The 22764-nt window shown below is 64.0% G+C and carries 25 protein-coding genes and 1 tRNA gene; 14 read left to right on the top strand and 12 right to left on the bottom strand.

Annotated elements, in window-relative coordinates; all coding sequences use genetic code 11:
- Positions 1 to 293: 293 nt before the first annotated feature.
- Genes L0V05_RS16665 through L0V05_RS16685 form a run of 5 tightly spaced genes read left to right on the top strand, consistent with a single transcriptional unit; the run spans position 294 to position 3595 of the window.
- Positions 294 to 797, top strand: coding sequence for a type III secretion system chaperone family protein (locus tag L0V05_RS16665; protein WP_234872472.1), 504 nt, complete (start codon positions 294 to 296; stop codon positions 795 to 797).
- Positions 798 to 827: 30 nt separating this feature from the next.
- Complete coding sequence (gene proC, locus L0V05_RS16670) at positions 828 to 1649, top strand: pyrroline-5-carboxylate reductase (RefSeq protein WP_234872474.1); 822 nt, start codon at positions 828 to 830, stop codon at positions 1647 to 1649.
- Positions 1646 to 1981: a tRNA-binding protein gene (locus L0V05_RS16675; protein WP_234872476.1), complete on the top strand. Its 336-nt coding sequence runs from the start codon at positions 1646 to 1648 to the stop codon at positions 1979 to 1981. Before proC ends, L0V05_RS16675 begins: the two co-directional genes overlap by 4 nt.
- Positions 1981 to 2928: a 2-hydroxyacid dehydrogenase gene (locus tag L0V05_RS16680; RefSeq protein ID WP_234872478.1), complete on the top strand. Its 948-nt coding sequence runs from the start codon at positions 1981 to 1983 to the stop codon at positions 2926 to 2928. The genes L0V05_RS16675 and L0V05_RS16680 overlap by 1 nt, the downstream gene beginning before the upstream one ends.
- A 13-nt stretch (positions 2929 to 2941) precedes the next feature.
- Positions 2942 to 3595: a sulfotransferase family protein gene (locus L0V05_RS16685; protein ID WP_234872480.1), complete on the top strand. Its 654-nt coding sequence runs from the start codon at positions 2942 to 2944 to the stop codon at positions 3593 to 3595.
- On the opposite strand, the gene L0V05_RS16690 is transcribed toward L0V05_RS16685, so the two are convergent.
- From L0V05_RS16690 to L0V05_RS16730, 9 genes are all read right to left on the bottom strand, one after another.
- Positions 3592 to 5781 (bottom strand): 3-hydroxyacyl-CoA dehydrogenase NAD-binding domain-containing protein, encoded by a 2190-nt coding sequence (locus L0V05_RS16690; protein WP_234872481.1) that lies wholly within the window; start codon positions 5779 to 5781, stop codon positions 3592 to 3594. The genes L0V05_RS16685 and L0V05_RS16690 overlap by 4 nt on opposite strands.
- The gene (locus tag L0V05_RS16695) at positions 5778 to 6752 is read right to left on the bottom strand and encodes a cupin domain-containing protein (RefSeq protein WP_234872482.1); all 975 of its coding nucleotides are present in this window, start codon (positions 6750 to 6752) and stop codon (positions 5778 to 5780) included. Before L0V05_RS16695 ends, L0V05_RS16690 begins: the two co-directional genes overlap by 4 nt.
- Entirely contained in the window at positions 6749 to 7219 is a 471-nt protein-coding gene (locus L0V05_RS16700) for a cupin domain-containing protein (protein ID WP_234872484.1), read from the bottom strand. The genes L0V05_RS16695 and L0V05_RS16700 overlap by 4 nt, the downstream gene beginning before the upstream one ends.
- A 3-nt stretch (positions 7220 to 7222) precedes the next feature.
- The gene (locus tag L0V05_RS16705) at positions 7223 to 8434 is read right to left on the bottom strand and encodes an acetyl-CoA C-acetyltransferase (protein ID WP_234872486.1); all 1212 of its coding nucleotides are present in this window, start codon (positions 8432 to 8434) and stop codon (positions 7223 to 7225) included.
- A 10-nt stretch (positions 8435 to 8444) separates the two neighbouring features.
- Positions 8445 to 9080 carry a glutathione S-transferase family protein gene (locus tag L0V05_RS16710; RefSeq protein ID WP_234872488.1) on the bottom strand — a complete coding sequence of 212 codons (636 nt, stop codon included), beginning with the start codon at positions 9078 to 9080 and terminating at the stop codon, positions 8445 to 8447.
- A 248-nt stretch (positions 9081 to 9328) separates the two neighbouring features.
- Positions 9329 to 9541 carry a hypothetical protein gene (locus tag L0V05_RS16715; protein WP_234872490.1) on the bottom strand — a complete coding sequence of 71 codons (213 nt, stop codon included), beginning with the start codon at positions 9539 to 9541 and terminating at the stop codon, positions 9329 to 9331.
- 29 nt (positions 9542 to 9570) lie between these two features.
- On the bottom strand, positions 9571 to 11349 hold the full coding sequence (locus L0V05_RS16720; RefSeq protein WP_234872492.1) for an acyl-CoA dehydrogenase C-terminal domain-containing protein: 1779 nt from the start codon (positions 11347 to 11349) through the stop codon (positions 9571 to 9573).
- A gap of 25 nt (positions 11350 to 11374) precedes the next feature.
- The gene (locus L0V05_RS16725; RefSeq protein ID WP_234872494.1) at positions 11375 to 11767 is read right to left on the bottom strand and encodes a MerR family transcriptional regulator; all 393 of its coding nucleotides are present in this window, start codon (positions 11765 to 11767) and stop codon (positions 11375 to 11377) included.
- A gap of 202 nt (positions 11768 to 11969) precedes the next feature.
- Positions 11970 to 12344: a MerR family transcriptional regulator gene (locus L0V05_RS16730; protein WP_234872496.1), complete on the bottom strand. Its 375-nt coding sequence runs from the start codon at positions 12342 to 12344 to the stop codon at positions 11970 to 11972.
- A 131-nt stretch (positions 12345 to 12475) separates the two neighbouring features.
- Between L0V05_RS16730 and L0V05_RS16735 the strand changes: the two genes are divergently transcribed.
- The 3 genes from L0V05_RS16735 to L0V05_RS16745 are packed head-to-tail and all read left to right on the top strand — an operon-like array spanning position 12476 to position 14736.
- Complete coding sequence (locus tag L0V05_RS16735) at positions 12476 to 12907, top strand: PaaI family thioesterase (protein ID WP_234872498.1); 432 nt, start codon at positions 12476 to 12478, stop codon at positions 12905 to 12907.
- Complete coding sequence (locus L0V05_RS16740; protein ID WP_234872500.1) at positions 12904 to 13395, top strand: PaaI family thioesterase; 492 nt, start codon at positions 12904 to 12906, stop codon at positions 13393 to 13395. The genes L0V05_RS16735 and L0V05_RS16740 overlap by 4 nt, the downstream gene beginning before the upstream one ends.
- Before the next feature lie 3 nt (positions 13396 to 13398).
- Positions 13399 to 14736 (top strand): MATE family efflux transporter, encoded by a 1338-nt coding sequence (locus tag L0V05_RS16745; RefSeq protein ID WP_234872502.1) that lies wholly within the window; start codon positions 13399 to 13401, stop codon positions 14734 to 14736.
- Here the strand turns inward: L0V05_RS16745 and L0V05_RS16750 are convergent, their stop codons facing one another.
- Positions 14737 to 15789 (bottom strand): quinone-dependent dihydroorotate dehydrogenase, encoded by a 1053-nt coding sequence (locus L0V05_RS16750; protein WP_255683841.1) that lies wholly within the window; start codon positions 15787 to 15789, stop codon positions 14737 to 14739.
- 2 nt (positions 15790 to 15791) lie between these two features.
- Entirely contained in the window at positions 15792 to 16130 is a 339-nt protein-coding gene (locus L0V05_RS16755; protein ID WP_234872506.1) for a DUF952 domain-containing protein, read from the bottom strand.
- A 117-nt stretch (positions 16131 to 16247) separates the two neighbouring features.
- On the opposite strand from L0V05_RS16755, the gene L0V05_RS16760 reads away from it, so the two are divergent.
- From L0V05_RS16760 to L0V05_RS16775, 4 genes are all read left to right on the top strand, one after another.
- Complete coding sequence (locus tag L0V05_RS16760) at positions 16248 to 17846, top strand: bifunctional metallophosphatase/5'-nucleotidase (protein ID WP_234872508.1); 1599 nt, start codon at positions 16248 to 16250, stop codon at positions 17844 to 17846.
- A 74-nt stretch (positions 17847 to 17920) separates the two neighbouring features.
- A tRNA-Gly gene (locus L0V05_RS16765) sits at positions 17921 to 17994 on the top strand.
- A 105-nt stretch (positions 17995 to 18099) separates the two neighbouring features.
- On the top strand, positions 18100 to 19560 hold the full coding sequence (cls, locus tag L0V05_RS16770) for a cardiolipin synthase (RefSeq protein WP_234872510.1): 1461 nt from the start codon (positions 18100 to 18102) through the stop codon (positions 19558 to 19560).
- 63 nt (positions 19561 to 19623) lie between these two features.
- Positions 19624 to 20814, top strand: coding sequence for a M23 family metallopeptidase (locus L0V05_RS16775; protein ID WP_234872512.1), 1191 nt, complete (start codon positions 19624 to 19626; stop codon positions 20812 to 20814).
- Between the two features lie 7 nt (positions 20815 to 20821).
- On the opposite strand, the gene L0V05_RS16780 is transcribed toward L0V05_RS16775, so the two are convergent.
- Entirely contained in the window at positions 20822 to 21439 is a 618-nt protein-coding gene (locus tag L0V05_RS16780) for an alpha/beta hydrolase (RefSeq protein WP_234872514.1), read from the bottom strand.
- An 83-nt stretch (positions 21440 to 21522) separates the two neighbouring features.
- Here L0V05_RS16780 and L0V05_RS16785 point away from each other — a divergent pair, with 83 nt between their 5' ends.
- Complete coding sequence (locus tag L0V05_RS16785) at positions 21523 to 21900, top strand: winged helix-turn-helix domain-containing protein (protein WP_234872516.1); 378 nt, start codon at positions 21523 to 21525, stop codon at positions 21898 to 21900.
- A gap of 62 nt (positions 21901 to 21962) precedes the next feature.
- A complete protein-coding gene (gene modA, locus L0V05_RS16790) occupies positions 21963 to 22751 on the top strand; it encodes a molybdate ABC transporter substrate-binding protein (protein ID WP_406565982.1) in 789 nt (262 codons plus the stop codon).
- Positions 22752 to 22764 lie beyond the last annotated feature (13 nt).

Below are 22764 nucleotides of genomic sequence, written 5' to 3' on the forward strand. Positions count from 1 at the left end.
ACATCCACTGAAAAGACCAATCCGGCGACAGCCGTGAACGTCTTCCGCCGCGGCTTTGGCGGGGTACGTACCTGGCTGCAGTCGCTCGACTTGAGCTGAAAACTCCGCCGGCAGGCAACGGCGGGCCAATCGGATTTGTCCACAGGAGATTGATCAAGAAATTGCTTTACAGGCTTCCTCTTTGGCCACACCATATCTAGTAAGCGCGGTGTCGGGCAAACGCCGTAGCTTGCCAGACACCCAGCTTCTTGTGGGTCTCGGCCCGCCGGAAGCTTCATAAAGAGGCCGGGCATATGTCGCTTTCCGAAGACTTCCTGTCGACCGAGGATCTGCATCCGATCGACATCGTCGAAACCCTGGCCGAGCACCACGACTGGGAGTTCGACCGCGTCACCGACGACCAGATCGCCATGGCGGTCGAAGGGCAGTGGCGGACGTATTCGCTGACCCTGGCCTGGTCGGCACAGGACGAGACGCTGCGCCTGATCTGCACCTTCGAGATGGAGCCACCCGAGAAGCGGATGGGCGAGTTCTACGACGTGCTGAACCGTTGCAACGACATGGTCTGGACGGGCGCCTTCACCTTCTGGGCCGAGCAGAAACTGATGGTGTGGCGGTACGGCCTCGTACTTTCGGGAGGGCAGGTCGCAACGCCAGAGCAGATCGACCGCCTCATCGGCAGCGCGGTCATGGCGGCCGAGCGCTTCTATCCGGCTTTCCAGCTTGTCTCCTGGGCGGAAAGGTCGCCAGCGGAGGCCATGAAAGTCGCCATTGCCGAGGCCTACGGGCGCGCCTAACCTCGGCCCCCGAACGATCGGGGAAGGCAGATGAGTTTTGACAAGGTGAACCGCCGGGGGCTGGTCCTGCTTGGCTGTGGCAAGATGGGCTCGGCCATGCTGGAAGGCTGGCTCCGACAGGGATTGGCGCTGAATGCCGTCTGGGTGATTGAGCCGAATCCGACAGACTGGCTGAAAGGCCTGGCAACCAAGGGCGCGCACCTTAATCAGGGGCTGCCTGACAGCCCCGCCATCGTCCTCGTGGCCGTCAAGCCGCAGATGATGTCGGACGCTCTGCCGGTGCTGACACCGCTTGGCGGGGGCGAGACGCTGTTCGTCTCGGTCGCGGCGGGGACCCCGATCGGTTTCTACGAGCAGGTCTTGGGAGCGGCCACACCGGTAGTGCGCGCAATGCCCAACACACCGGCGGCGGTCGGGCGTGGCATCACCGCCATTACCGGCAACGCCGCAGCGACAGAAGAAGATCTGGCGACGGCCGAGACTTTCCTCTCCGCTGTCGGACATGTGGTCCGGCTCGAGGGCGAGCATCAGATGGATGCCGTGACGGCCGTGTCCGGCTCCGGTCCCGCCTATGTTTTCCACCTGATCGAGGCGCTGGCCGCTGCCGGCGTGGCCGAAGGGTTGCCCCCAGATCTGGCGATGCAACTCGCGCGGGCCACAGTCACCGGTGCAGGTGAACTTGCCAACCGCGCACCGGAAAGCGCCGAGCAATTGCGGGTGAACGTCACTTCGCCCGGAGGGACAACCGCAGCGGCGCTGAAGGTCCTCATGGATCCCGAGACCGGCTTTCCGCCGCTCCTGCGGAAGGCGGTGAAAGCCGCGGCAGATCGCGGACGGGAGTTGGGCAAGTGACGATCAGTTTTGACGATTTCCTGAAGGTCGACATCCGTGTCGGCCGTATCACCCGCGCCGAACCCTTTCCCGAGGCGCGAAAACCCGCGATCAAGCTCTGGGTCGATTTCGGACAGGAGATCGGAGAAAAGAAGTCGTCAGCCCAGATCACCCGCCACTACACTCCAGAGGGGCTGGTTGGTCGGCAAGTGCTGGCGGTCGTCAATTTTCCTCCGCGCCAGATCGGCAAGGTAATGTCCGAGGTACTGGTACTCGGCGTACCGGACGAGGACGGCGAAGTGGTCCTGATCGGCCCTGGACATGACGTGCCACTTGGCGGGAGACTTTTCTGATGCGCCTTCTCATTACACGGCCCCTACCCAAAGCCATTGTCGATGCCGCGTCTGCCCGGTTTGAGACCGTGGTTCGGCCGGAAACTGTGCCGCTTGGCGAGACGGAACTGCGGTCGGCCTTGCGCGACTTCGATCTAGTTCTGCCAACCCTGCGCGATGCCTTCAACGCCCAGGTGTTTGCGGATGTCCCGCAGCCCCGGACGAAGCTGCTTGCGAACTTCGGGGTGGGATATAACCATATCGACGTTGCGGCAGCCCGAGCGGCAGGTGTGGCCGTGAGCAACACCCCTGGCGCTGTAACCGAGGCGACCGCCGACATCGGCCTCACTCTGATCCTGATGGCCGCGCGGCGGGCCAGCGAGGGAGAGCGCCTGCTGCGCTCAGGCAAGTGGGATGGCTGGCATCCGACGCAGCTTCTCGGGATGCATCCAGGAGGAAAGACGGTCGGCATCATCGGCATGGGCCGGATCGGCAAGGCGGTCGCGCGGCGCTGCGCGCTCGGCCTAGGGATGAGCGTGATCTTCTATAACCGCTCGCCCGTTCCTGATCCGGGCGTTCCGGCACGGCAAGTTTCCTTCGAAGAGGCGCTCGGGGCTGATGTGGTGGTGGTCACTCTGGCTGCGACGCCCGAGACAAAGCGTCTGATCGACGCGAAGGCCCTCGCGCGGATGAAGCCGAGCGCGATATTCGTCAACATCGCGCGGGGCGACATCGTCCATGAGGAAGCGCTGGTGGACGCCTTGCAGACCGGAATGATCGCCGGAGCGGGACTGGATGTCTACGAGTTTGAGCCGAAGATCACGCCTGCCCTGCTGACGATGGACAACGTCACCCTCCTGCCCCATCTCGGGACGGCCGCGCTGGAGGTGCGAACCTCGATGGGCCTCATGGCGGTGGACAACCTGATCGCCTTCGCCGAGGGGCGGCCGCTTCCGAACGCGGTCTGAGGTTCAGGCGGCCATGATCATCTCGCACGGCCGCAGGTACATCTTTGTCCACATCCCCAAGACCGGCGGCACCGCCCTGACTCTGGCGCTGGAAGCGCGCGCGATGAAGGACGACATCCTGATCGGCGACACGCCGAAGGCCCGCGCCCGGCGTGGGCGGCTGAATGGAGTGAAGGCAGCCGGGCGGCTGTGGAAGCACTCCACGCTTGCCGACATTGCAGGGATGGTCAGCGATGACGATCTGGATGCCGCATTTACCCTAACTCTTGTTCGTAATCCGTGGGATCGCGCTGTCAGCTACTATCACTGGCTACGGGCGCAATCCTTTGCGCATCCCGCCGTTGGTCTGGCCAAGGTCCACGATTTCGCGGGCTTCCTCGCCCATCCGCAAACGCAGGCCAGCCTTGCCGCCTGGCCCTACGGCGCCTACATGCGCGACCCGACCGGGATGGAGCGCTGTTCCCTCTATGCCCGGCTGGAGCATCTGGACGAAGACCTCGCCCCATTCGAGGCGCATCTGGGGTTCAGGGTGACGCCCCTGCCCCGCACCAATGAAAGCGACCGCCAGCGGGACTGGCGGCCTTATTACGATGCAGCGACAGCGGACCTCCTCGCACGCCTCTGCGCCGAGGATATCGGGCGCTTCGGCTACCGCTTCGACCCTTAGGCCGCCTTGGCCGCCGGAGCGAAACGGCCGTAGAAACTTTCGCCTTTCGCCGCCATCTCGCGCAGAAGCTCCGGTGCGGCGAAGCGGTCGCCATGGCGCGCCGTCAGCGCGTCGCAGATCTCCACGGCCCGAGCCGCACCGATGATGTCGAGCCAGCTGAACGGTCCGCCCGACCACGGTGCAAAGCCCCAGCCCAGGATCGCGCCGACATCACCCTCGCGGATGTCGGTCAGTACACCTTGCTCGAGCGCCCGCACTGCCTCCAAAGCCTGGATCATCAGCAGGCGATGCTCGACGTCGGTCAGCGGCGACTGGGCATCGGCGACTGGCCAGTGGGCAGCCAGCCCCTCCCAAAGCCCTTCGCGCTTGCCCGACACGTCATACGCATAGAAACCCGCATTGGCCTTGCGACCCAGCCGCCCCTCGCCCGCCATGGCGAACAGCACTTCGTCCACCGCGCCATCGGGATAGGCTTCGCCCGTGGCCGCCTTCGTCGCCTTGGCGATCTTCACGCCGAGATCAATCGAGGTTTCGTCCACCAGTTGCAGAGGGCCGAGCGGCATGCCGACCAGCTTCGCCGCATTCTCGATGAAGACCGGCTCGACCCCTTCGGCGACCATGCGGATGCCTTCGTTGATGTAGGGGATGATGCAGCGATTGGCGTAGAAGAACCGCGCGTCGTTGACGACGATCGGCGTCTTGCGGATCTGGCGGACGAAATCGAGCGCCTTGGCCACCGCCCGGTCGCCCGTGGCCTTGCCCCGGATGATCTCGACCAGGTTCATCTTGTCGACGGGCGAGAAGAAGTGGATGCCGATGAACTGTTCGGGCCTCTGGCTGGCCTTGGCGAGCCCAGTGATCGGCAGTGTCGAGGTGTTGGTGGCGAAGATGCAGTCCGGACCAACGACCGCCTCGACCTTGGCCGTCACCTCGGCCTTGACCTTCGGATCCTCGAACACCGCCTCCACGATCAGGTCGCAGCCGGCAAGCGCGGCATAGTCGGTGGTCGCGGTGATCCGGCCCAACATCTCGGCCTTCTTCTCGGGCGTGACCTTGCCGCGCTTCATGCCCTTGTCGAGCAGGTCGGCCGAATGGGCCTTGCCGCGGTCGGCCGCCTCTTGCGCCGCGTCGATCAGCACGACCTCGATCCCGGCATTGGCGCTGACATAGGCGATGCCCGCCCCCATCATTCCCGCGCCGATGACACCAAGTTTCTTTACCGACTGGTCCGGCACCTTCGGCCGGTTCGCGCCCTTCTCCAGCGCCTCCTTGTTGATGAAGAGTGAGCGGATCATCGCGGTCGAGGACGGGTTCAAAAGCAGGTTGGTGAACCAGCGCGCCTCGATCTTCAGTGCAGTGTCGAAGGGCACGAGCGCACCTTCGTAGACCGCCGACAGAAGCGCCTTCGCAGCCGGATAGACACCCATCGTCTTGCCCATGACCATGGCATTCGCGCCGACGAAGGTCATGAACCCCGCAGGGTGATAGGGCGCGCCGCCGGGCATCTTGTAGCCCTTGGCATCCCAGGGCTTCACCAGATCGGCATCCTTGGCGCTCAGCACCCACTCCTTCGCCTTAGCAAGAAGATCCTCTGGCGCCACGACATCGTCGATCAGGCCAGCGGCCTTGGCGGCCTTCGGGTCGGACAGCTTGCCCTCCAGAAGGAAAGGCGCCGCCATCATGGCGCCCATCTTGCGCGCCAGCCGCGTGGTGCCGCCACCACCGGGGAAGATCCCGACCAGGATCTCCGGCAGGCCGATCTTGGCCTTGGGGTTGTCTGCCGCGATGATGCGGTGGCAGGCGAGCGGCAGTTCAAGCCCGATACCAAGCGCGGTACCCGGCAGCGCGGCAACGATCGGCTTGCCGCCCTTGAGCGTCTTGGGGTCCATCCCCGCGCGCTCGATCTTGCGCAGCACGCCGTGCATTCCCATCAGCCCGTCGAACAGCGCCTGTGCACCGCCCTCACGCATCCGGGCGATGACGTTCAGGTCCATGCCCCCGGCGAAGTCCTTCTTGGCGCTCGTGATGACGACGCCCTTCACCGCTGGATCGGCGAGTGCTGCGTCGACCAGCCGGTCGAGCAGGTTGAAGGCCTCCATCGACATGACGTTCATCGACTTGCCGGGCACGTCCCAGGTGATGACGGCAACGCCGTCGGCATCGGTGACAGAGGTGAAATCGCTCATGGTCGGGGTCCTTGTGCGTGGCGGCTGCCGTCGCGGCGGAAGTAATGTCGCAAGGTGCCGTCCTTTTCGGTGATGAGATCGTGGTCGGTGTAGTGGATGCGGTCGCGTTCATGCCGCGTGCCAATGACGAGGTAGCGGACAGGCCGGTCCGAGCGGTTGTCGAGCCGATGACCGACCGCAACGCCCGCCGCCCAGCAGGTCATGTCGCCCGGAACGAGGGTGGTTTCGTGGTCCTCGACCAGCACGGCTTCGCCTTCGAGCATCAGGATCATCTCGTCCTCGGTCTCGTGCCAGTGTCGGCGGCCCGAGCGGGAACCGGGCGGCAATTCCTCGACAAAGGCGCCGAACTGGCTGATCCCGCCAAGGTCGGAGATGAGGCGATAGCGGTAAGGCCCCGGACCGGTTCCTAGGATCGGGTGCGCGGTGTCCGGATCGTCCAGCCAAGTGGCCTCAGCGGCACGAAAGACTTGCGGATGCGGGGTCGCGGGATCGAAAGGCGTGCCCCAGACCGCTGGCAGGTTCAGGAGTTCGGCTGGCAAGTCGCCCTCACGAACCACAGTGCCGTCCGCCTCGACCAGCTGCCAGCGCGTGTCGCCATTCTTCAGCACCCGGCCAGAGTCGGGATAGCGGCAGGTGTCCCGCGCGACACGGCTTCCCTGGATCAGGTAACGCACCGGTGCATCGGAGCGGCTGGTCAGGTGATGGGCATTCGGATTGCCATGCGGCCAGCAGACCGCATCGCCCGGATGCAGGTCGGTCATGCCATTGTCGTCGCGCAGCGTGACGATGCCCTCCAGCACGTAGAGGAACTCGTCCTCGCTGTCGTGCCAGTGGCGATGCGAGGACCAGGCGCCGGGCGCGAGCGTCTCGACATAGGCACCGAACTGCGTCAGCCCGCCCGCGACCGACAGGTGCAGTGTGCTGACGCCGTTCTCGCCGCTGACGGGCGCCTTTGCCGGATCGACCTTCACCTCGGCCCCGTCCAGTCGGTGCCGTCCTTGTAGGTGAACCGCGCCTTGCCGCCGCCGATCTCGACCTTGAGATCGACATCGGAATAGGTTGCGACCTCGGTCTTGGCCTTGGTGCCGACGACGAGGAACTTCGCCACCTTGTCAGTGCGGTTCAGGAAATGGTGCCCGTTGGTGCTGCCCGCCGGGAAGGCCGCGCAGTCGCCGGGGCGCATGACCGTCTCGCCTTCGTCCTGCACCATGACGCATTCGCCTTCGGTCACCATTACGAACTCGTCCTCGTTCAGGTGCCAGTGGCGCAGGCTGGACACCGCGCCCGGTTCCAGCATCACTAGGTTGACACCGAACTGCGTGAGCCCGCCCGCATCGCCAAGGCGAAGCGACGACCGGCCCGCCATCATCTCGGCATAGGGAGAGGGGTAGATCGAGCCGGACTTGACCGGCACCTTAGTGAGATCGAGCTTCGGCATTCCTCAGACCCTTTCGATGATGGTGGCCGCCCCCATTCCCGAGGCGATGCAGAGCGTGGCAAGGCCCACGCCCTTGCCCGAACGTTCCAACTCGTCAAGCAGCGTGCCGATGATGATCGCGCCGGTCGCGCCAAGCGGGTGGCCCATGGCAATCGAACCACCGTTCACATTGACGCGGCTGGCATCCACGTCGAAGGCCTGCATGAAGCGCAGAACGACGCTGGCGAAGGCCTCGTTCACCTCGAACAGGTCGATGTCCGAAATCGACATGCCGCTGTCTTTCAGGATCTTCTCGGTCACCGGCACCGGGCCGGTCAGCATGATCGTCGGATCGGTGCCGATCTTGGCGGTCGCCCGGATGCGGGCACGCGGTTTCAGGCCATGCGCCTGCCCGAATTCCTTGCTGCCGATCAGGATCGCGGCAGCACCATCGACGATGCCCGAGGAGTTCCCGGCATGGTGGACATGCTCGACCTTAGCCAGATGCGGGTATTTCATCAGGGCGAGCTTGTCGAAGCCGGGCATGGATTCCCCCATGTCCTTGAAACTTGCCTTGAGCGCGCCAAGCGTCTGCATGTCGGTGCCGGGGCGCATGTATTCGTCATGGCTCAAGATCGTCAGGCCGTTCTGATCCTTCACCGGCACGATGGACTTCGCGAACCGGTTGTCTTTCCAGGCTTCCGCCGCCCGGCGCTGGCTTTCGACGGCGAGGCCGTCCACGTCATCGCGGCTGAAGCCATATTGCGTGGCGATGATGTCGGCCGAGATGCCCTGCGGCACGAAATAGGTCTTCATGGCCAGCGACGGATCGACGGCAATGGCCGCCCCGTCCGAGCCCATGGCAACCCGACCCATCATCTCGACCCCGCCCGCGATATAGGCCTGTCCCGCCCCGCCCTTCACCTGGTTGGCGGCGAGGTTCACCGCCTCCATGCCAGAGGCGCAGAAGCGGTTGATCGACAGGCCAGGGATGCGTTCATCAAGGTCGGACAACAGCACCGCCGACCGCGCAAGGCAGCCGCCCTGCTCGCCCACCTGTGTGACGTTGCCCCAGATCACATCCTCGACCGCGTGCCCTTCAAGGCCGTTCCGCTCCTTCACCGCGTTCAGCATCTTGGCCGAGAGCGAGACGGAGGTGACCTCGTGCAGGCTGCCGTCGGGCCGGCCCTTGCCGCGGGGGCTGCGGACGGCATCGTAGATGTAGGCGTCGGTCATTCTCGTCTCCTCAGGCCCGGTCGGAAGGGTTGCCGGGCATCATGTCGTAGGGGTGCTTCCAGCCCGGCAACTCAGAAATGCGGGTGAGCCAGGCGTCGACGTTCGGCCAGTCCGTGCGGGAAAAGCCGAAGGGTTCGGGATAGTAGAGGTAGGAGCAGCAGGAGAAATCCGCGATCGTCGGCCCGTCGCCAACGATCCAGTCACGCCCGGCAAGGTGGTCGTTCAGGATGCCGTAGGCGACCTTGAGCCGGCCCTGCTGGAAGGGGATCACGCCTTGGGGTCGCTTTTCCTCGGCGAGGAAGTTCGACAGGAACCGCGTGGTGCCGATCTGGCCCGACAGCTTGTGGTTGTCCCAGAAGAGCCAGCGCAGGACTTCCATCCGCTCGACCTCGCCCGCGCCATAGAAGCGGCCGGTCTTGCGGGAGATGTAATCGAGGATCACGCCGGACTGGGTGAGCTTGAGGTCGCCGTCCACGAAGACCGGCACCTCGCCCATCTCGTTGATCGCCTTGAAGGCCGGGCTGCGCGCCTCGCCGCGGAAGAAGTCGACAAAGACCGGCTCCCAGGGCGTGCCGGTGAAGGTCAGCGCCAGCGCCACCTTGTAGGCATTGCCGCTTTCACCGAAGCAGTAGAGTTTCGCGACCATCCGTCCCTCCCATTGGATGCCGTGGAAGCGGGGGTTTCACACCCCCGCACCCCCGTGGGGTACTTTTCCCAAGAAGAATAAGGGTTTGTTAATCTTGAGCAGGTAGGACTGCCCTTGCGGTACAGGCTGGGGAGCCGATGACCGCCCGAGGAGAAGCCGCCCCGGCCGGAGGTCGAGGGACCGGATCGGCGTCGAAAGCGCCGTACGGCCGGGGCGCAGCTTCTCGCCCGTCATGTCGCCCGTCCCGCTCATTTCTTGCGCGCGTCCAGTTCGGAGTTGAACAGGCGCAGCCGGTGGGTGAGGTTGTCCTTGTCCATCACACTGTCGAAATGCTCGAACAGGAAGGACAAGGCCTCGCCCTCTTCCAGCCCCGCTTCATCTGCAAAGCGCTTCAGCCGGCGGTAGCCGTCCTCTGTCATGGCGACCGGAAAGCGGCGGGTCAGGCGAAAGCGCTTCGGCATGCGGTCCTCCCTTAGGGCATGAGCCGAGCCTAGAAGGTCTCGGCAGCGAGTGCCATGACCGGATCGGCTCCGGACTGGATCCGGGCAAGATGCATCGCAGTCGCCGGAAGCTGGCGCGCCATGTAGTAGCGCCCGGTTGCGACCTTTGCCTCGTAGAAGTCCCGGTCGCCCGCGCCCGCGTCGAGCGCTGCATAGGCCGCCTTCGCCATCTTCGCCCACATCAGGCCAAGGCAGACATGGCCCATCATGTGCATGAAGTCATAGGACCCCGCGAGCGCGGTGTTGGGGTTCTTCATGCCCTCGGCCATGAAGAACATGCCGGCCGCCTGCAGGTGTTTCGAGGCGGCCTTGAGCGGGTCCAGGAAACCCGCCTTGAGCCGGGCGTCGCCCTCGTTCTCCTTCAGGAAGGCCTTCACCAGATCGAAGAAGGCCATGGTGTGCTTGCCGCCATCGGCTGCCAGCTTGCGGCCCACGAGGTCCAGCGCCTGGATGCCGTTGGCGCCTTCGTAGATCATCGCGATCCTGGCATCACGGGCGAACTGGGACATGCCCTGTTCCTCGATATAGCCATGCCCGCCATAGACCTGCTGCGCGGCCACGGTCATCTCAAAGCCCTTGTCGGTCTGGAAGCCCTTGATGACCGGGGTGAGAAGCGAGATCAGGCCGTCAGCCTCGGCATCGTTCATGCGATGCGCGCGGTCGATCAGCGAGGCGCCCCAGAAAGTGAAGGCGCGCGCGCCTTCGACGAAGCTTTTCTGGTCCATCAGGTTGCGGCGGATGTCGGGATGCACGATCAGCGGATCGGCCGGGCCCGACGGATTCTCGGCGCCGGTGATTGCGCGGCCCTGCAGACGATCCTTGGCATAGGCGACGGCGTTCTGATAGGCGGCCTCCGCCACGGCATAGCCCTGCAGGCCGACACCCAGACGCGCTTCGTTCATCATGGTGAACATAGCCCGCATGCCCTTGTGCAGGTCGCCAAGCAGCCAGCCGGTCGCGCCATCATAGTTCATCACACAGGTCGCGTTGCCGTGGATGCCCATCTTCTCTTCGACTTTGCCCACCGACACCGCGTTGCGGGCACCGAGAGTGCCGTCGGCGTTGACAAGGAACTTCGGCACGATGAAGAGCGAAACGCCCTTTGTCCCCTCGCCTCCGCCTGGTGCCTTGGCAAGGACCAGATGGATGATGTTTTCAGCCATGTCATGATCGCCGGCCGAGATGAAGATCTTCTGGCCGGTAATGAGATAGCTGCCATCCGTCTGCGGCTCGGCCTTCGTGCGCATCAGGCCGAGGTCGGTGCCGCAATGCGGTTCGGTCAGGTTCATGGTGCCTGTCCATTCGCAGGTCACCATCCTCGGCAGATAGATCGCCTTCTGTGCGTCCGTGCCGTGCGCCTGGATCGCCGAATAGGCGCCATGCGTCAGTCCCTGATACATATTGAAGGCCATATTGGCGCTGACGAACAACTCGTTCGCGGCCGTATGCATCAGGTAGGGCAGGCCCTGACCGCCATAGGCCGGATCGCAATCAAGCGCGGTCCAGCCACCCTCACGAAGGGTGCGGAACGCCTCGGCAAAGCCCGTCGGTGTCCGGACGACGCCGTTTTCCAGCCGGCATCCTTCACGGTCGCCGACCGCGTTCAGCGGCTCGAGGAGGTCGCGTGACAGTTTTCCCGCCTCGTCCAGAACGGCCGAGGTGAAGCCGGCATCAAGATCGCCATAGCCCGGAATACCGGATTCGGAGACCCTGAGCACCTCATGCAGCAGAAATTGCATGTCGGCTACGGGCGGGGTGAAACTGGTCATGCGGTCCTCCTTGGCATGGGCGGGCTCAGGCTGCGTCGCGAGTCAGGGCGGCAAGCGCGTCTTCACCCCAGGCGAGCTGTCCCTTGAGTTCTGCGATGGACTGGTCGAGTTCGGCTCGCTGCGCTTCCATCTCGGACAGGCGCGCCTTGGCAATCTCGTAGGTCCGGGCCAGTTGCAGCGCACCTCCGCCTTCGCGGTCATAGAGGTCGAGCAGCTGCCGAATGTCTTCAAGGCTGAAGCCGAAGCGCTTGCCACGCAGGATCAGCTTCAAACGGGCGCGGTCACGTTTCGTGAACAGGCGCTTCGTCCCCTTGCGGATAGGAAAAAGCAGCTCCTTCTGTTCATAGAAACGCAGGGTGCGCGGCGTCACGTCGAACGCTTCGCACATCTCGCGGATGGTCATCGTTTCTGTCGTCATTCCTTCACTCCACGTTCATGTTTCGATTTGAACGCGGCTCAGATGGGGGTTCGAGCGGACCTTACCAGCCGGCTTGCGGTTGACGTAAATGGAACGTCACGTCACTTCGCAAATGACGTAATGTCAGCAATCCTGACGTAGGGTCAGGCGCAAGATTCTGACCAAAGGGAAATCTGAGGCGGTGCCTCAGGGGCCGGAAATTTCACGCCTGCGAGGCCTTCTGCGCGGTCTCTCGGAGCGACTCCAGGTCGGCTATCGCGGAATCGAGTTCACTGCGCTGTCGGTTCAGTTCCACAAGCTGGCGGTCGGCAAGAGCAACCAGGGCCTGCATTTGCGGGCGTGTTCCGGCGGTCTCGTAAATCAGCAGCCATTGGCGGATTTCCTCGAGCGAGAAGCCAAAGCGGCGGCCACGGAGAATGAGCGTCATGCGGGCGATCTCACGCGGGCCATACCAGCGGGCGCGACCATCCTTTTCGGGTTGCAGCAACTCGATGTATTCGTAGTAACGCAGGGTGCGCGGCGTAACATCGAAGCGCGCACACATGTCCTTGAAGCTAAGCAATCCCTGATTGGCCATCCGCGCCCTCCACGCCGCAGATTAGGCCGAGCCTAGCCTTCACGCAATCGTCTCGCAGTTGCGGCAAATGCGCAGATGTGCCCTTGCGGAGGGATTTCCTCCGCGCGAAGGTCGCGCCCAAGGAGCATCAGATGACCGACCGTGACAGTATCGCCCGCCAGTTCATTCAGGCCATCCCGCATTCCCGGGCACTCGGCATGACGCTGGAGTCCATTGGCGAGGGGCGGGCGACGATCTCCATGCCCTACGACACCCGGTTCATCGGGGATCCTGCCACCGGCGTCATTCATGGCGGTGCGGTTTCGGCGTTGATGGATACGGCCTCGGGCGCTGCCGCAATGAGTCACCCGAGCAATCCGGTGAGCACCGCCACGATCGACCTGCGCATCGACTACATGCGGGCGGCAACGCCCGGACAACGGATCACCGCCGAGGCAGAGTGTTACCACCTGACCCGCTCTGTCGCCTTTGTACGCGCCGTTGCCCGTGATGAGGAAGAAGGCACTCCGGTCGCGACCGCAACAGGTGCCTTCACTGTCGTTCACGCGGAGGGGGCGAGGTGACTGCGCATCTCGGGGAAGAAACTGGATGGCAGGGGCGGGATGCCGCGCTGACCGCGCTGGTCGAACGCGTGCCTTATCTGCGCTTCCTTGGCATCCGCTTCGATCGCCGAGGAGATGAACTGACGGCGATCCTGCCTTATGCCGATAGCCTGATCGGAAACCCGCTGCTGCCCGCTCTGCATGGCGGAGTGATTGCCGCCTTTCTCGAAACGGCAGCGATCATCGAGCTGTCCTGGTCGACGATGTGGGAGGCCATGGAAAGTGGCGCGATCGATCCCGCGGCCATGACGCCTGCGATACTGCCTCCTCTGCCCAAGACGATCGATTTCACCGTTGATTACCTTCGGTCGGGCTTGCCGCGCGATGCTTATGCCCGGGCGCGGGTCAACCGATCGGGCCGGCGCTACGCCAGTGTGCATGTCGAGGCCTGGCAGGAAAACAGGTCGCGTCTGTTTGCCCAGGCCACTGCGCATTTCCTGATGCCCTGAACAATGCGGCCAGCCGACAGCCTTTCCGCGCCGGGCATAGGGCGAATTACAAACGCCCGCGTCCTGAAGATCGCACTGCCGATCGTGCTTTCGAACGCAACGATCCCGATCCTTGGCGCGGTCGATACCGCTGTCGTCGGCCAGATGGGCCAGGCAGCCCCGATTGGCGCGGTGGGCATGGGGGCGGTCATCCTGGCGTCGATCTACTGGGTTTTCGGCTTCCTGAGGATGGGGACATCGGGCCTGGTCGCGCAGGCCAAAGGCGCAGGTGACGATGCGGAAAGCGCCGCCGTCCTGTTGCGGGCCCTGCTGATCGCCGGGGCGGCCGGCCTGACCTTTATCCTGCTTCAGGCGGCCTTGTTCCGCGCGGCATTCCACATCGCGCCGGCGAGCCCCGAAGTGGAGGACTTGGCGCGACAGTACTTGTCGATCCGGATCTGGGGCGCCCCGGCTACGATCGGGATCTACGCCGTAACCGGCTGGCTGATCGCCGTCGAGCGGACGCAGTCGGTTTTCCTGCAGCAGGTGGCCATCAACGGGTTGAACGTTGTTCTGAGCTTTTGGTTCGTCCTCGGGCTGGGCTGGGGCGTGCCAGGGGTGGCCTTTGCGACCCTGATTGCGGAATGGGCAGGCCTGGCGCTTGGCCTTTGGCTGTGCCGGCCAGCCCTGGCGCCGCGCCATATCGCTGACCTGGCGCGCCTGTTCGACGTGAGCCGGCTGAAAGAAATGGCGCGGGTCAACACCGACATCATGATCCGTTCGGTCGCGCTCCAGGTCTGTTTCACGACCTTCGTGTTCCTCGGTGCCGGCGAGGGTGACGTGACGCTTGCCGCAAACCAGGTGCTGCTCCAGTTCCTGGAGATCACCGCCTATGCGCTCGATGGCTTCGCCTTCGCCGCCGAGACGCTTGTCGGGCAGGCCGTCGGCGCGAGATCGCTGGCCGACTTGCGCCGGGCCGCGATCCTGACCAGCGGCTGGGGTGTGGCCGGAAGCGTGGCGCTGGCGACCGCGTTCTGGGTCGGCGGGCCGGCAATCATCAATGTGATGGCCACTGATCCGGCGGTACAGGCCGACGCGCGCCTTTATCTGCCCTGGGTCGCCATCGGGCCGATGATCGGCATTGCCAGCTGGATGTTCGACGGCATCTTCATCGGCGCCACGCTGACGCGCGAAATGCGCAATGCGATGCTGCTGTCATCGGCGATCTACGCGCTGGCACTGGTGATCCTTTTGCCACGCTTCGGCAATCACGGGCTTTGGGCTGCGCTGATGGTTCTGAACACGGCGCGGGGGCTGACAATGGCCTGGCTCTACCACAAGGCCGAGGCAAAGGCCGCCTGATCAGAGCCAGTCGGCCCGACCGCTGCCCACTGCGTCAGCGACCGCCGCAAAACCGTCCCGGGCAAGAAGCGCATCGAGACCCCGTGCGATCCGGCTGGGCAGAGAGATGCCCTCATAGACCAGCGCGGTATAGAGCTGCACCGCCGCGGCTCCCGCGCGGATCTTCTGGTAGGCTTGTTCAGCAGAACCGATCCCGCCCACGCCGATCAACGGCAGGCGCCCCTCGGTCAGCTGAGACAGCAGCGCCAGAATGCGGGTCGATTTCTCGAACAGCGGAGCGCCTGACAGACCGCCAGTCTCGCCCCTATGGCTGCTTTTCAATCCGTCGCGCGACAAGGTTGTGTTGGTGGCAATGATGCCGGAGAGGCCGCTGGCAATTGCGACCTCGGCAATCCCGGCCAGCTCGTCCGCCGTCAGATCTGGCGCAATCTTCAGGAAGACCGGAATTGGACGGACAAGCGATGCCCGCGCCTCCATGACCCCGGCCAGCAGGGCCGCGAGTGCAGCTGGCCCCTGCAGGTCGCGCAGCTTTTCGGTGTTGGGGGACGAGACATTGACCGTGACAAAATCAGCGACAGGACCGCAGATCGTCAGAACACGGGCGAAATCAGCAGCACGGTCGGCGCTGTCCTTGTTGGCGCCCAGGTTGAGCCCGATCGGCAGCGTGCGGGGCCGGTCAACCAGCCGGGCAGCAATCGCCTCCATCCCTTCGTTATTGAAGCCAAAGCGGTTGATCGCCGCGCGGTCCTCGCTCAGCCGGAACAGTCGCGGTCGCGGATTGCCCGGTTGCGGTCGGGGCGTAGCCGCGCCGACCTCCAGAAACCCGAAGCCCGCCCGAGCCAGCGGCGCCAAGGCGACAGCGTTCTTGTCATAGCCTGCGGCAAGGCCAACCGGGTTCGCCAGATCGAGACCGGCCAGCGTCGTTCTAAGCCTCGGAGAAGTAATTGCACCGGGCAAAGGGACCAGTCCGCTACGCAGGGCCGACAGCGACAGCCCATGCGCCGTTTCCGGGTCCAGCCGGTGAAGGGCGGCAAGGCCGACAGTCTCGATCAGCGTCACAGCAGGCCCTCGGGGAAGATATGCCCGGTTGCGCCAAGCGGCAGCGACTTGTCCCAGACGACATCGGAAAGTCGCAGATCGCGATAGAGATGCGGAAAGAGATTCCCGCCGCGCGATGGCTCCCATTTCAGGGCATCGCCAAGTCGGTCGGCGTCCACAGCGACAAGCACAAGGTTGCTCTCGGTCGCGAAATGCCGGGCTGCGGTTTCGGCCACCTGCGAGGGGGTCGAGAAATGGATGAACCCATCCTCCAGATCGATGGGCGCACCGGCGGTCACCCCCTCGGCACGGAAGGCGTCCCATTCGGCACGGCGAAAGATCTTCAGGATCAGCATGGCGCCTCAATGCCCCTTCGGCGGGAAACGGTCAATGCCCTGCGCGATCGGACTGCAGGCCTTTGACAGGAGCCGGAGCGGCCTGCACCCTGCAGGCATCACATACAGGAGTGCCCCATGAGACTCACGCTTACCGCGTCCGTCGCCGCCATCGCCCTGTCCTCTGGTATGGCACAGGCGGACTACACGCTTCACATCCTGCACATCAACGATTTCCACAGCCGGCTCGAACCGATCAACAAGTTCGACTCGACCTGCTCTGCAGAGGATGATGCAGAAGGCAAGTGCTTCGGCGGCGTCGCGCGGGTGGCCGCCAAGATCAATGAGTTGCGGGATAGCATCACCGCTGCGGGAGGCAATGTCATCGTGCTGGACGCAGGGGACCAGTCTCAGGGCAGTCTGTTCTACACCACCTACAAGGGCGCGGCCGAGGCGGATTTCATGGCGATGATCGATTTCGACGCGATGGCGGTCGGCAACCATGAATTCGACAACGGCCCCGAGGGGCTGGCCGTTTTCCTCGACAAGGCCGATACGCCGGTCATTTCCGGCAACCTCGATGTCAGCCAGTCGAACCTGCTGAATGGCCGGCTGCAGAAGCATGTTGTCCTGGATGTGGGCGGGCAGAAGATCGGCATCGTCTCGGCGCTGGCGACCGACACGCCCGAAACCTCGAGCCCCGGTCCGACGGTGATCTTCAAGGACGACATCGACAGCCTGAAGGGCGAGGTGGCCGAGTTGCAGGCCGCAGGTGTGAACAAGATCATCGCGCTGGAACACGTGGGTTATGTGCGTGACCAGAAGATCGCTGCGGAAGTCCCGGGGCTGGATGCAGTGGTCGGCGGCCATTCCCATACATACCTGTCCTCCTCCGACCCGGAGGCATCCGGACCCTATCCCACCATGGTGAAGGGCCCGGAAGGGACAGACGTTCCGGTCGTGCAGGCCTATGCCTATTCCAAGTATCTCGGCCACCTCGAACTGACCTTTGACGATGACGGCAAGCTGATCTCGGCGAAAGGCGGTCCGATCCTGCTGGACGCTTCGGTCAAGCCGGACCCGGCCTATGTGGCCAAGGTCGCGGAACTGGCCAAGCCGCTGGAAGAGGTGCGCGCCAAGGTCGTCGCCGAGGCGGCGGTGCCGATCGACGGGCAGCGCGAAACCTGCCGGCAACAGGAATGCCAGATGGGCAATCTGGTTGCCGAGGCGATGCTGGATAGGGTCAAGGATCAGGGCGTCACCATCGCGATCCAGAACGGGGGCGGCGTCCGCGCCTCGATCGATGCGGGTCCGATCACGATGGGCGAAGTGCTGACCGTCCTGCCGTTCCAGAACACGCTCTCGACCTTCGAGACGACGGGCGCAACGATCATCGCGGCGCTGGAGAACGGCGTGTCGCAAGTGGAAGAAGGCGCGGGCCGTTTCCCGCAGGTCGCGGGTCTGAAATACACCTTCGATCCGGCAAGGCCCGCAGGGTCGCGCGTTTCCGACGTTCTGGTCGAAACCGACGGCAGTTGGGGGCCAATCGACCGCGGTAAGACCTATCTCGCGGTGACGAACAACTATGTCCGGACAGGAGGCGACGGGTTCTCGATGCTTGCGACTGCCCAGAACGCATATGACTATGGTCCCGATCTGGCTGATGTCACGGCGGAGTATCTCGCGGCGCGCATGCCCTACACGCCTGTACTCGATGGTCGCATCACCCGTAAATGACACGTTCGGCGCGCGGCCGGGTCAGCCTTTCGGGTTGAGCCCGGCCGCACCCGATGGTAAGAGCCGCTTCGAGCGCGGGTATGGTGTAGTGGTAGCGCCTCAGCCTTCCAAGCTGATGGGGCGGGTTCGATTCCCGCTACCCGCTCCAAATCTTTCGAAAATGTCCTGTTTTCCTGAGTAGGCGCTTGATCGCTACGGTCCGGCATGTCGATAACTGTCGGCAGGCAGAAGCGGCTGGAGTGCGAACGGGATAATGTTGCTATGGCTCACCAACCAGCCCGCCTGGCATTTCGTTGTCCTTCACGTCGCGCTTCAGGCGCTGTTCGTCGCCCGCGCCCTGCTGCGCCCGCGCCGCGAGCCTGCCGCGCGCATGGCGTGGGCGCTGGTCATCATCATGGCGCCGGTCATTGGGCTTCTGGCCTATGTGCTGTTCGGCGAGACGAACATCGGTCGCAAGCGCGTCGCTCGCGCCCGCGCCGCTGAGGCAGCATTGCCCGATCCGGCCACCATTGGCGTGGCGCCGGGCACGACGAAGTGGCCCGAAGTCGGTCCCGAATACGAAAGACTGTTCCATATCGGCCAGTCGATCAGCGGCTTCGATCCGGTTCCGGGCAACCGGGCCACGCTCATGGCGGATTCCGATAGCGCGGTCGACGCGATGATTGCCGATATCGATGCCGCCCGAAATCATGTTCACCTCGCCTTCTACATCTGGCTGCCAGACAACAACGGCCTGAAGATGGTCGAGGCGCTCAAGCGCGCGGCGGCCCGTGGAGTTACCTGTCGCGCGATGGCCGACGACCTCGGCTCACGCCGGTTGATCCGGTCGCCGCATTGGCAGGCGATGAAGGATGCAGGCATCCACGTCACGATGACCTTGCCCATCGGCAACCCGTTCCTGCGTGTCACCCAAGGCCGGATCGATCTGCGCAACCACCGCAAGATCCTCGTGATCGACAATGCCATCACCTATTGCGGCAGCCAGAACTGTGCCGATCCGGCCTTTCTGCCCAAGGCCAAGTTCGCGCCCTGGGTGGACATCATGCTGCGTTTCGAAGGGCCTGTCGTCCGGCAGAACCAGCATCTGTTCGCGGTCGATTGGATGGCGGAGACGCAGGAGGATCTGACTTTCCTGTTCGACGATCCGCTGCCGCCCGAACAGCCCGGCTTCGTCGCACAGGCGATCGGTACTGGACCGACCGTCCGCCCCACCGCCATGCCCGAGGTCTTTACCTCGCTCATGTATGCAGCGCGGCACGAACTGATCGTGACGACACCCTATTACGTTCCCGACGAACCGATCCAGGCGGCGCTCTGCGCAAGCGCCCGGCGCGGCGTGCACACCACCGTCATCTTTCCCGAGCGCAATGACTCCTGGCTCGTGGGGGCCGCGAGCCGCAGCTACTACGACGATCTGATCGAGGCGGGCGTCCGTATCCATGAATACCGGGGAGGGCTCCTCCACACCAAGTCGATCACGATCGATGGCAAAGCTGCGCTGATCGGGTCGGCGAACCTTGACCGCCGCAGTTTCGAGTTGAACTTCGAGAACAACATCCTCTTGGTCGACGATGAGATGACGGCACAGATCCGCGCCCGTCAGCACAGCTATCTGGCACAGTCCGACGCCGTCTCGCCGGGCACTGTCAGGAACTGGCACATCACCACCCGGCTCTGGAACAACGCTCTGGCGATGTTCGGCCCTATCCTCTGAAATCAAGGGCGACGCCGCGAGAGATCGACCCATTCGCAACTCCGCATTTCAACAGGAGAGATTATGTCTTGCCGTTTGACCTGCCTGATTGCACTTGCCACCATTTCCGCCTTGCCGGCTGCCGCGCAATCCTTGAAAGCCGACGAGATCGTGAGTTCGATCGCTGTCGCTGCGATCGACCCGCCGGTTCCGGTCCTTGGGGCCGATGACCGGGTGCATCTTGCCTATGAACTGCACATCGACAACCATTCGCGGCTGTTCGTGACACCGAACCAGATCGAGGCGGTCGACGCTGGCGGCAAAGTGCTTGGCACGCTGAAGGGCGATGCGCTGACCGCGATGATGACCTCGTTTTCCGGAAAGCCGCGGCTCATCCCGCCGGGCGGAACGGCAACCGCATTCATGGACGTGAGCTTTGCCGTTGGCGAGACTGTGCCCGAAACGGTTTTCGCCCGCGTCACCGCTACGCGTGAACTGGCAGATGAAAACGGCAATCCGGTGCCGCTCGGCAAGGATCAGCCTGTGCCAGCGACCTACACCTTTACCGGGGCGCCCACGCCCGTTTCCGGCAAGGCTGTCGTCATTTCCCCGCCGCTGAAGGGCAAGCACTGGGTTGCCGTGAACGGCTGCTGCGACACCGTGACCTCGCACCGGGGCGAGATCATGCCCGTCAACGGTCAGATGCGACTGCCTGAGCGGTTCGCGATCGACTGGGTCAAGCTTGATGACAAGGGCCAGGTCTTTACCGGCAAGGCTGATCAGCTTTCGTCCTACGCCTACTACGGGACCGAGGTGCTGTCGGTCGCCGATGGCACGGTGGTGAACCTGTACAACGAGGCCGACGAACAGGTTCCCGGCGAGGATCCGAAGGGCATCACCACCGAAAACATCGGTGGCAACATGCTGGTCGTCGATATCGGCAACGGCAACTTCGCCTTCTACGCCCACCTGCAGCGCGACAGCCTGAAGGTGAAGCTGGGCGACAAGGTGACGACCGGTCAGCCGCTGGCGCTGCTAGGCAATACTGGGAACTCCACTGGCCCCCATCTGCACTTCCACGTGATGGATGGCCCGTCGCCGCTGGACGCGAATGGCCTACCCTTTACCTTCACCAGCTTTACCGGTGAGGGCGTTCTCGTCGATCAAGATGAGGCGATGGAAGACGGCAAGCCGGTTAGGCCGGACACGTCGCGCCTGACCGGCAAGATGGAAAACCGGTTGCCACTGAACAATCAGGTCGTGAGTTTCGACTGACGCTTGATCAGGCCAGGTGCCTGGCAAGGAATTGCCCCGCATAGGCAGCGGCAGGGCGGCTGATGTCATGGCCGACCCCCGCACAGGCGACCAGATCGGCAGGGTGGCCGGCCCGGTGCAGCTCGCCCCAGGCCTTCAGGCTGTTCCACGCGGGCACAGCCTCGTCCTGAAGTCCGTGCACCAGAAGCATCGGCGTTGTCGGCGGGGGCGCAAACGGGCGGGTGGTTGCAACGCGACAGGCAAAGGTCGCCATCGCACCGACGGCCCAACGGCCGGAAGCGACGGCATCGAAGACCATCGTCGCTCCTTGCGAAAAACCGACCAGACCGACGCGGTCCAGTCGGCCCGATAGCCCTGCCTCGTCGATTGTCGCCTGCAGCAGGGTGTCCAGGGCCGCCCTCGCGGCCCTTACCCGAGCAGGCCTGTTGCGCGGTGTGACTCCAGCCAGGCTGTACCACTGGTAGCCCCCGCTGCCCTCTTCATGCGGAAAGGGAGCGTTCAGGCGGACAATCCGCGCTTGCGGAACATGCTCCGCTAGGAGCTCGCCAAGCCAGCCAAGCTCTCCGGCATTGTTGGAGTAACCGTGCAGGAGGATCAGAAGCGGGTCGGCAGGCGGCTTTGGCATCGTTGAGTCCGACAGGGAACAGACCGATCATCGCGGCGGACCATGCCACTTGCAATGGGGGCGTCATGCGGGAAAATTCGGTCATGACCGACAGCACCCAGCCCCGCCCCGAGCCGCGCCTGCGTTTGCGCTTGTATTTCGGCAGCGCCATGCTTGGCCCCGGCAAGGCCGAGTTGCTGGAGCGGATCAGGGACAGCGGTTCAATCTCGGCGGCGGGACGGGCCATGGGCATGAGTTACAAGCGCGCCTGGATGCTGGTCGAGGAAATGAACGCTGCCTTCGCGCAGCCAGTCGTGGACAGCGCCCGCGGTGGGGCGGGTGGGGGCGGCGCCCGCCTGACAGAGACCGGTACGACCGTGCTGGCCGAGTTCCGTGCCCTGGAAGCAGTTACCCGGTCCGAAGGAGCAGGTCATATCGCAGCGCTTCAGGCCTTGCTAAGGGATATTCCCGACGAGAAATAACGCTTGCGCGGATGTCAGGGCGAAGTGATATGTCTGAAGAAACATATCGCTCGGAGGCTTTCGTGATTCCGCTTTTCTCCCGCCGCGCCGCCCTCGGTCTTGCCCTCGCCCTTGGCACGGCGCTGCCGTCGGTCGCCGCCGCAGATGAGATCACCGTCTTTGCCGCTGCGAGCCTCAAGAACGCGCTCGACGCCATCGCGACCGACTGGCAGGCCAAGACGGGCAATACAACCAAGATCTCGTATGCTGGCAGCTCTGCGCTGGCCAAACAGATCCAAGAGGGTGCGCCGGCGGATGTGTTCATCTCGGCGGCGGTCAACTGGATGGACACACTGCAAAAGGACAAGCTCATCAAGCCCGAGACGCGGCGCGACCTGCTGGGCAACACGCTTGTGCTGATCGCCCATGGCCCGGATGCGCCGAAGATCGAGGTCGGCAAGAATCTAGACCTGACCGGGATGCTGAAAGGCGGGAAGCTGTCGATGGCACTGGTCGATTCCGTGCCTGCTGGGCAATACGGGAAAGAGGCGCTGACCAATCTCGGCCTGTGGTCGTCGGTCGAAGGATCGGTCGCCCAGTCCGACAACGTGCGTGCGGCCCTGCAACTGGTGCAATTGGGCGAAGCGCCCCTGGGCATCGTCTATGCCTCGGATGCAGTCGCCGACATGGAAGCTGGCGCCGAGGTCACAGTGGTTGGAGCTTTTCCCGCCGACACCCACAAGCCGATTATCTATCCGGCCGCCATCGTCTCAAGCTCGACTTCGCCGGCAGCCGAAGATTTCCTCAAGACCCTTTCCAGCGCGGCAGCAGCCAAGGTATTCGAAGCTCAGGGTTTCACCGTTCTAAAGTAGGGAGGGACGCGGC

The sequence above is a fragment of the Alitabrizicola rongguiensis genome, assembly GCF_021491355.1.
GTDB classification, from domain to species: Bacteria; Pseudomonadota; Alphaproteobacteria; order Rhodobacterales; family Rhodobacteraceae; genus Aliitabrizicola; species Aliitabrizicola rongguiensis.

Excerpts from the sequence above, each read along its gene's own strand:
- L0V05_RS16715 (WP_234872490.1), bottom strand. The coding sequence starts at position 9,541 with ATGCCGAAGCGCTTTCGCCTGACCCGCCGCTTTCCGGTCGCCATGACA.
- L0V05_RS16690 (WP_234872481.1), bottom strand. The coding sequence starts at position 5,781 with ATGAGCGATTTCACCTCTGTCACCGATGCCGACGGCGTTGCCGTCATC.
- L0V05_RS16700 (WP_234872484.1), bottom strand. The coding sequence starts at position 7,219 with ATGCCGAAGCTCGATCTCACTAAGGTGCCGGTCAAGTCCGGCTCGATC.
- L0V05_RS16705 (WP_234872486.1), bottom strand. The coding sequence starts at position 8,434 with ATGACCGACGCCTACATCTACGATGCCGTCCGCAGCCCCCGCGGCAAG.
- L0V05_RS16685 (WP_234872480.1), top strand. The coding sequence starts at position 2,942 with ATGATCATCTCGCACGGCCGCAGGTACATCTTTGTCCACATCCCCAAG.
- L0V05_RS16710 (WP_234872488.1), bottom strand. The coding sequence starts at position 9,080 with ATGGTCGCGAAACTCTACTGCTTCGGTGAAAGCGGCAATGCCTACAAG.
- L0V05_RS16755 (WP_234872506.1), bottom strand. The coding sequence starts at position 16,130 with ATGCTGATCCTGAAGATCTTTCGCCGTGCCGAATGGGACGCCTTCCGT.
- L0V05_RS16725 (WP_234872494.1), bottom strand. The coding sequence starts at position 11,767 with ATGACGACAGAAACGATGACCATCCGCGAGATGTGCGAAGCGTTCGAC.
- L0V05_RS16730 (WP_234872496.1), bottom strand. The coding sequence starts at position 12,344 with ATGGCCAATCAGGGATTGCTTAGCTTCAAGGACATGTGTGCGCGCTTC.
- L0V05_RS16680 (WP_234872478.1), top strand. The coding sequence starts at position 1,981 with ATGCGCCTTCTCATTACACGGCCCCTACCCAAAGCCATTGTCGATGCC.
- cls (WP_234872510.1), top strand. The coding sequence starts at position 18,100 with ATGTTGCTATGGCTCACCAACCAGCCCGCCTGGCATTTCGTTGTCCTT.
- L0V05_RS16665 (WP_234872472.1), top strand. The coding sequence starts at position 294 with ATGTCGCTTTCCGAAGACTTCCTGTCGACCGAGGATCTGCATCCGATC.
- L0V05_RS16780 (WP_234872514.1), bottom strand. The coding sequence starts at position 21,439 with ATGCCAAAGCCGCCTGCCGACCCGCTTCTGATCCTCCTGCACGGTTAC.
- L0V05_RS16745 (WP_234872502.1), top strand. The coding sequence starts at position 13,399 with ATGCGGCCAGCCGACAGCCTTTCCGCGCCGGGCATAGGGCGAATTACA.
- L0V05_RS16760 (WP_234872508.1), top strand. The coding sequence starts at position 16,248 with ATGAGACTCACGCTTACCGCGTCCGTCGCCGCCATCGCCCTGTCCTCT.
- L0V05_RS16775 (WP_234872512.1), top strand. The coding sequence starts at position 19,624 with ATGTCTTGCCGTTTGACCTGCCTGATTGCACTTGCCACCATTTCCGCC.
- L0V05_RS16735 (WP_234872498.1), top strand. The coding sequence starts at position 12,476 with ATGACCGACCGTGACAGTATCGCCCGCCAGTTCATTCAGGCCATCCCG.
- L0V05_RS16785 (WP_234872516.1), top strand. The coding sequence starts at position 21,523 with ATGACCGACAGCACCCAGCCCCGCCCCGAGCCGCGCCTGCGTTTGCGC.
- proC (WP_234872474.1), top strand. The coding sequence starts at position 828 with ATGAGTTTTGACAAGGTGAACCGCCGGGGGCTGGTCCTGCTTGGCTGT.
- L0V05_RS16720 (WP_234872492.1), bottom strand. The coding sequence starts at position 11,349 with ATGACCAGTTTCACCCCGCCCGTAGCCGACATGCAATTTCTGCTGCAT.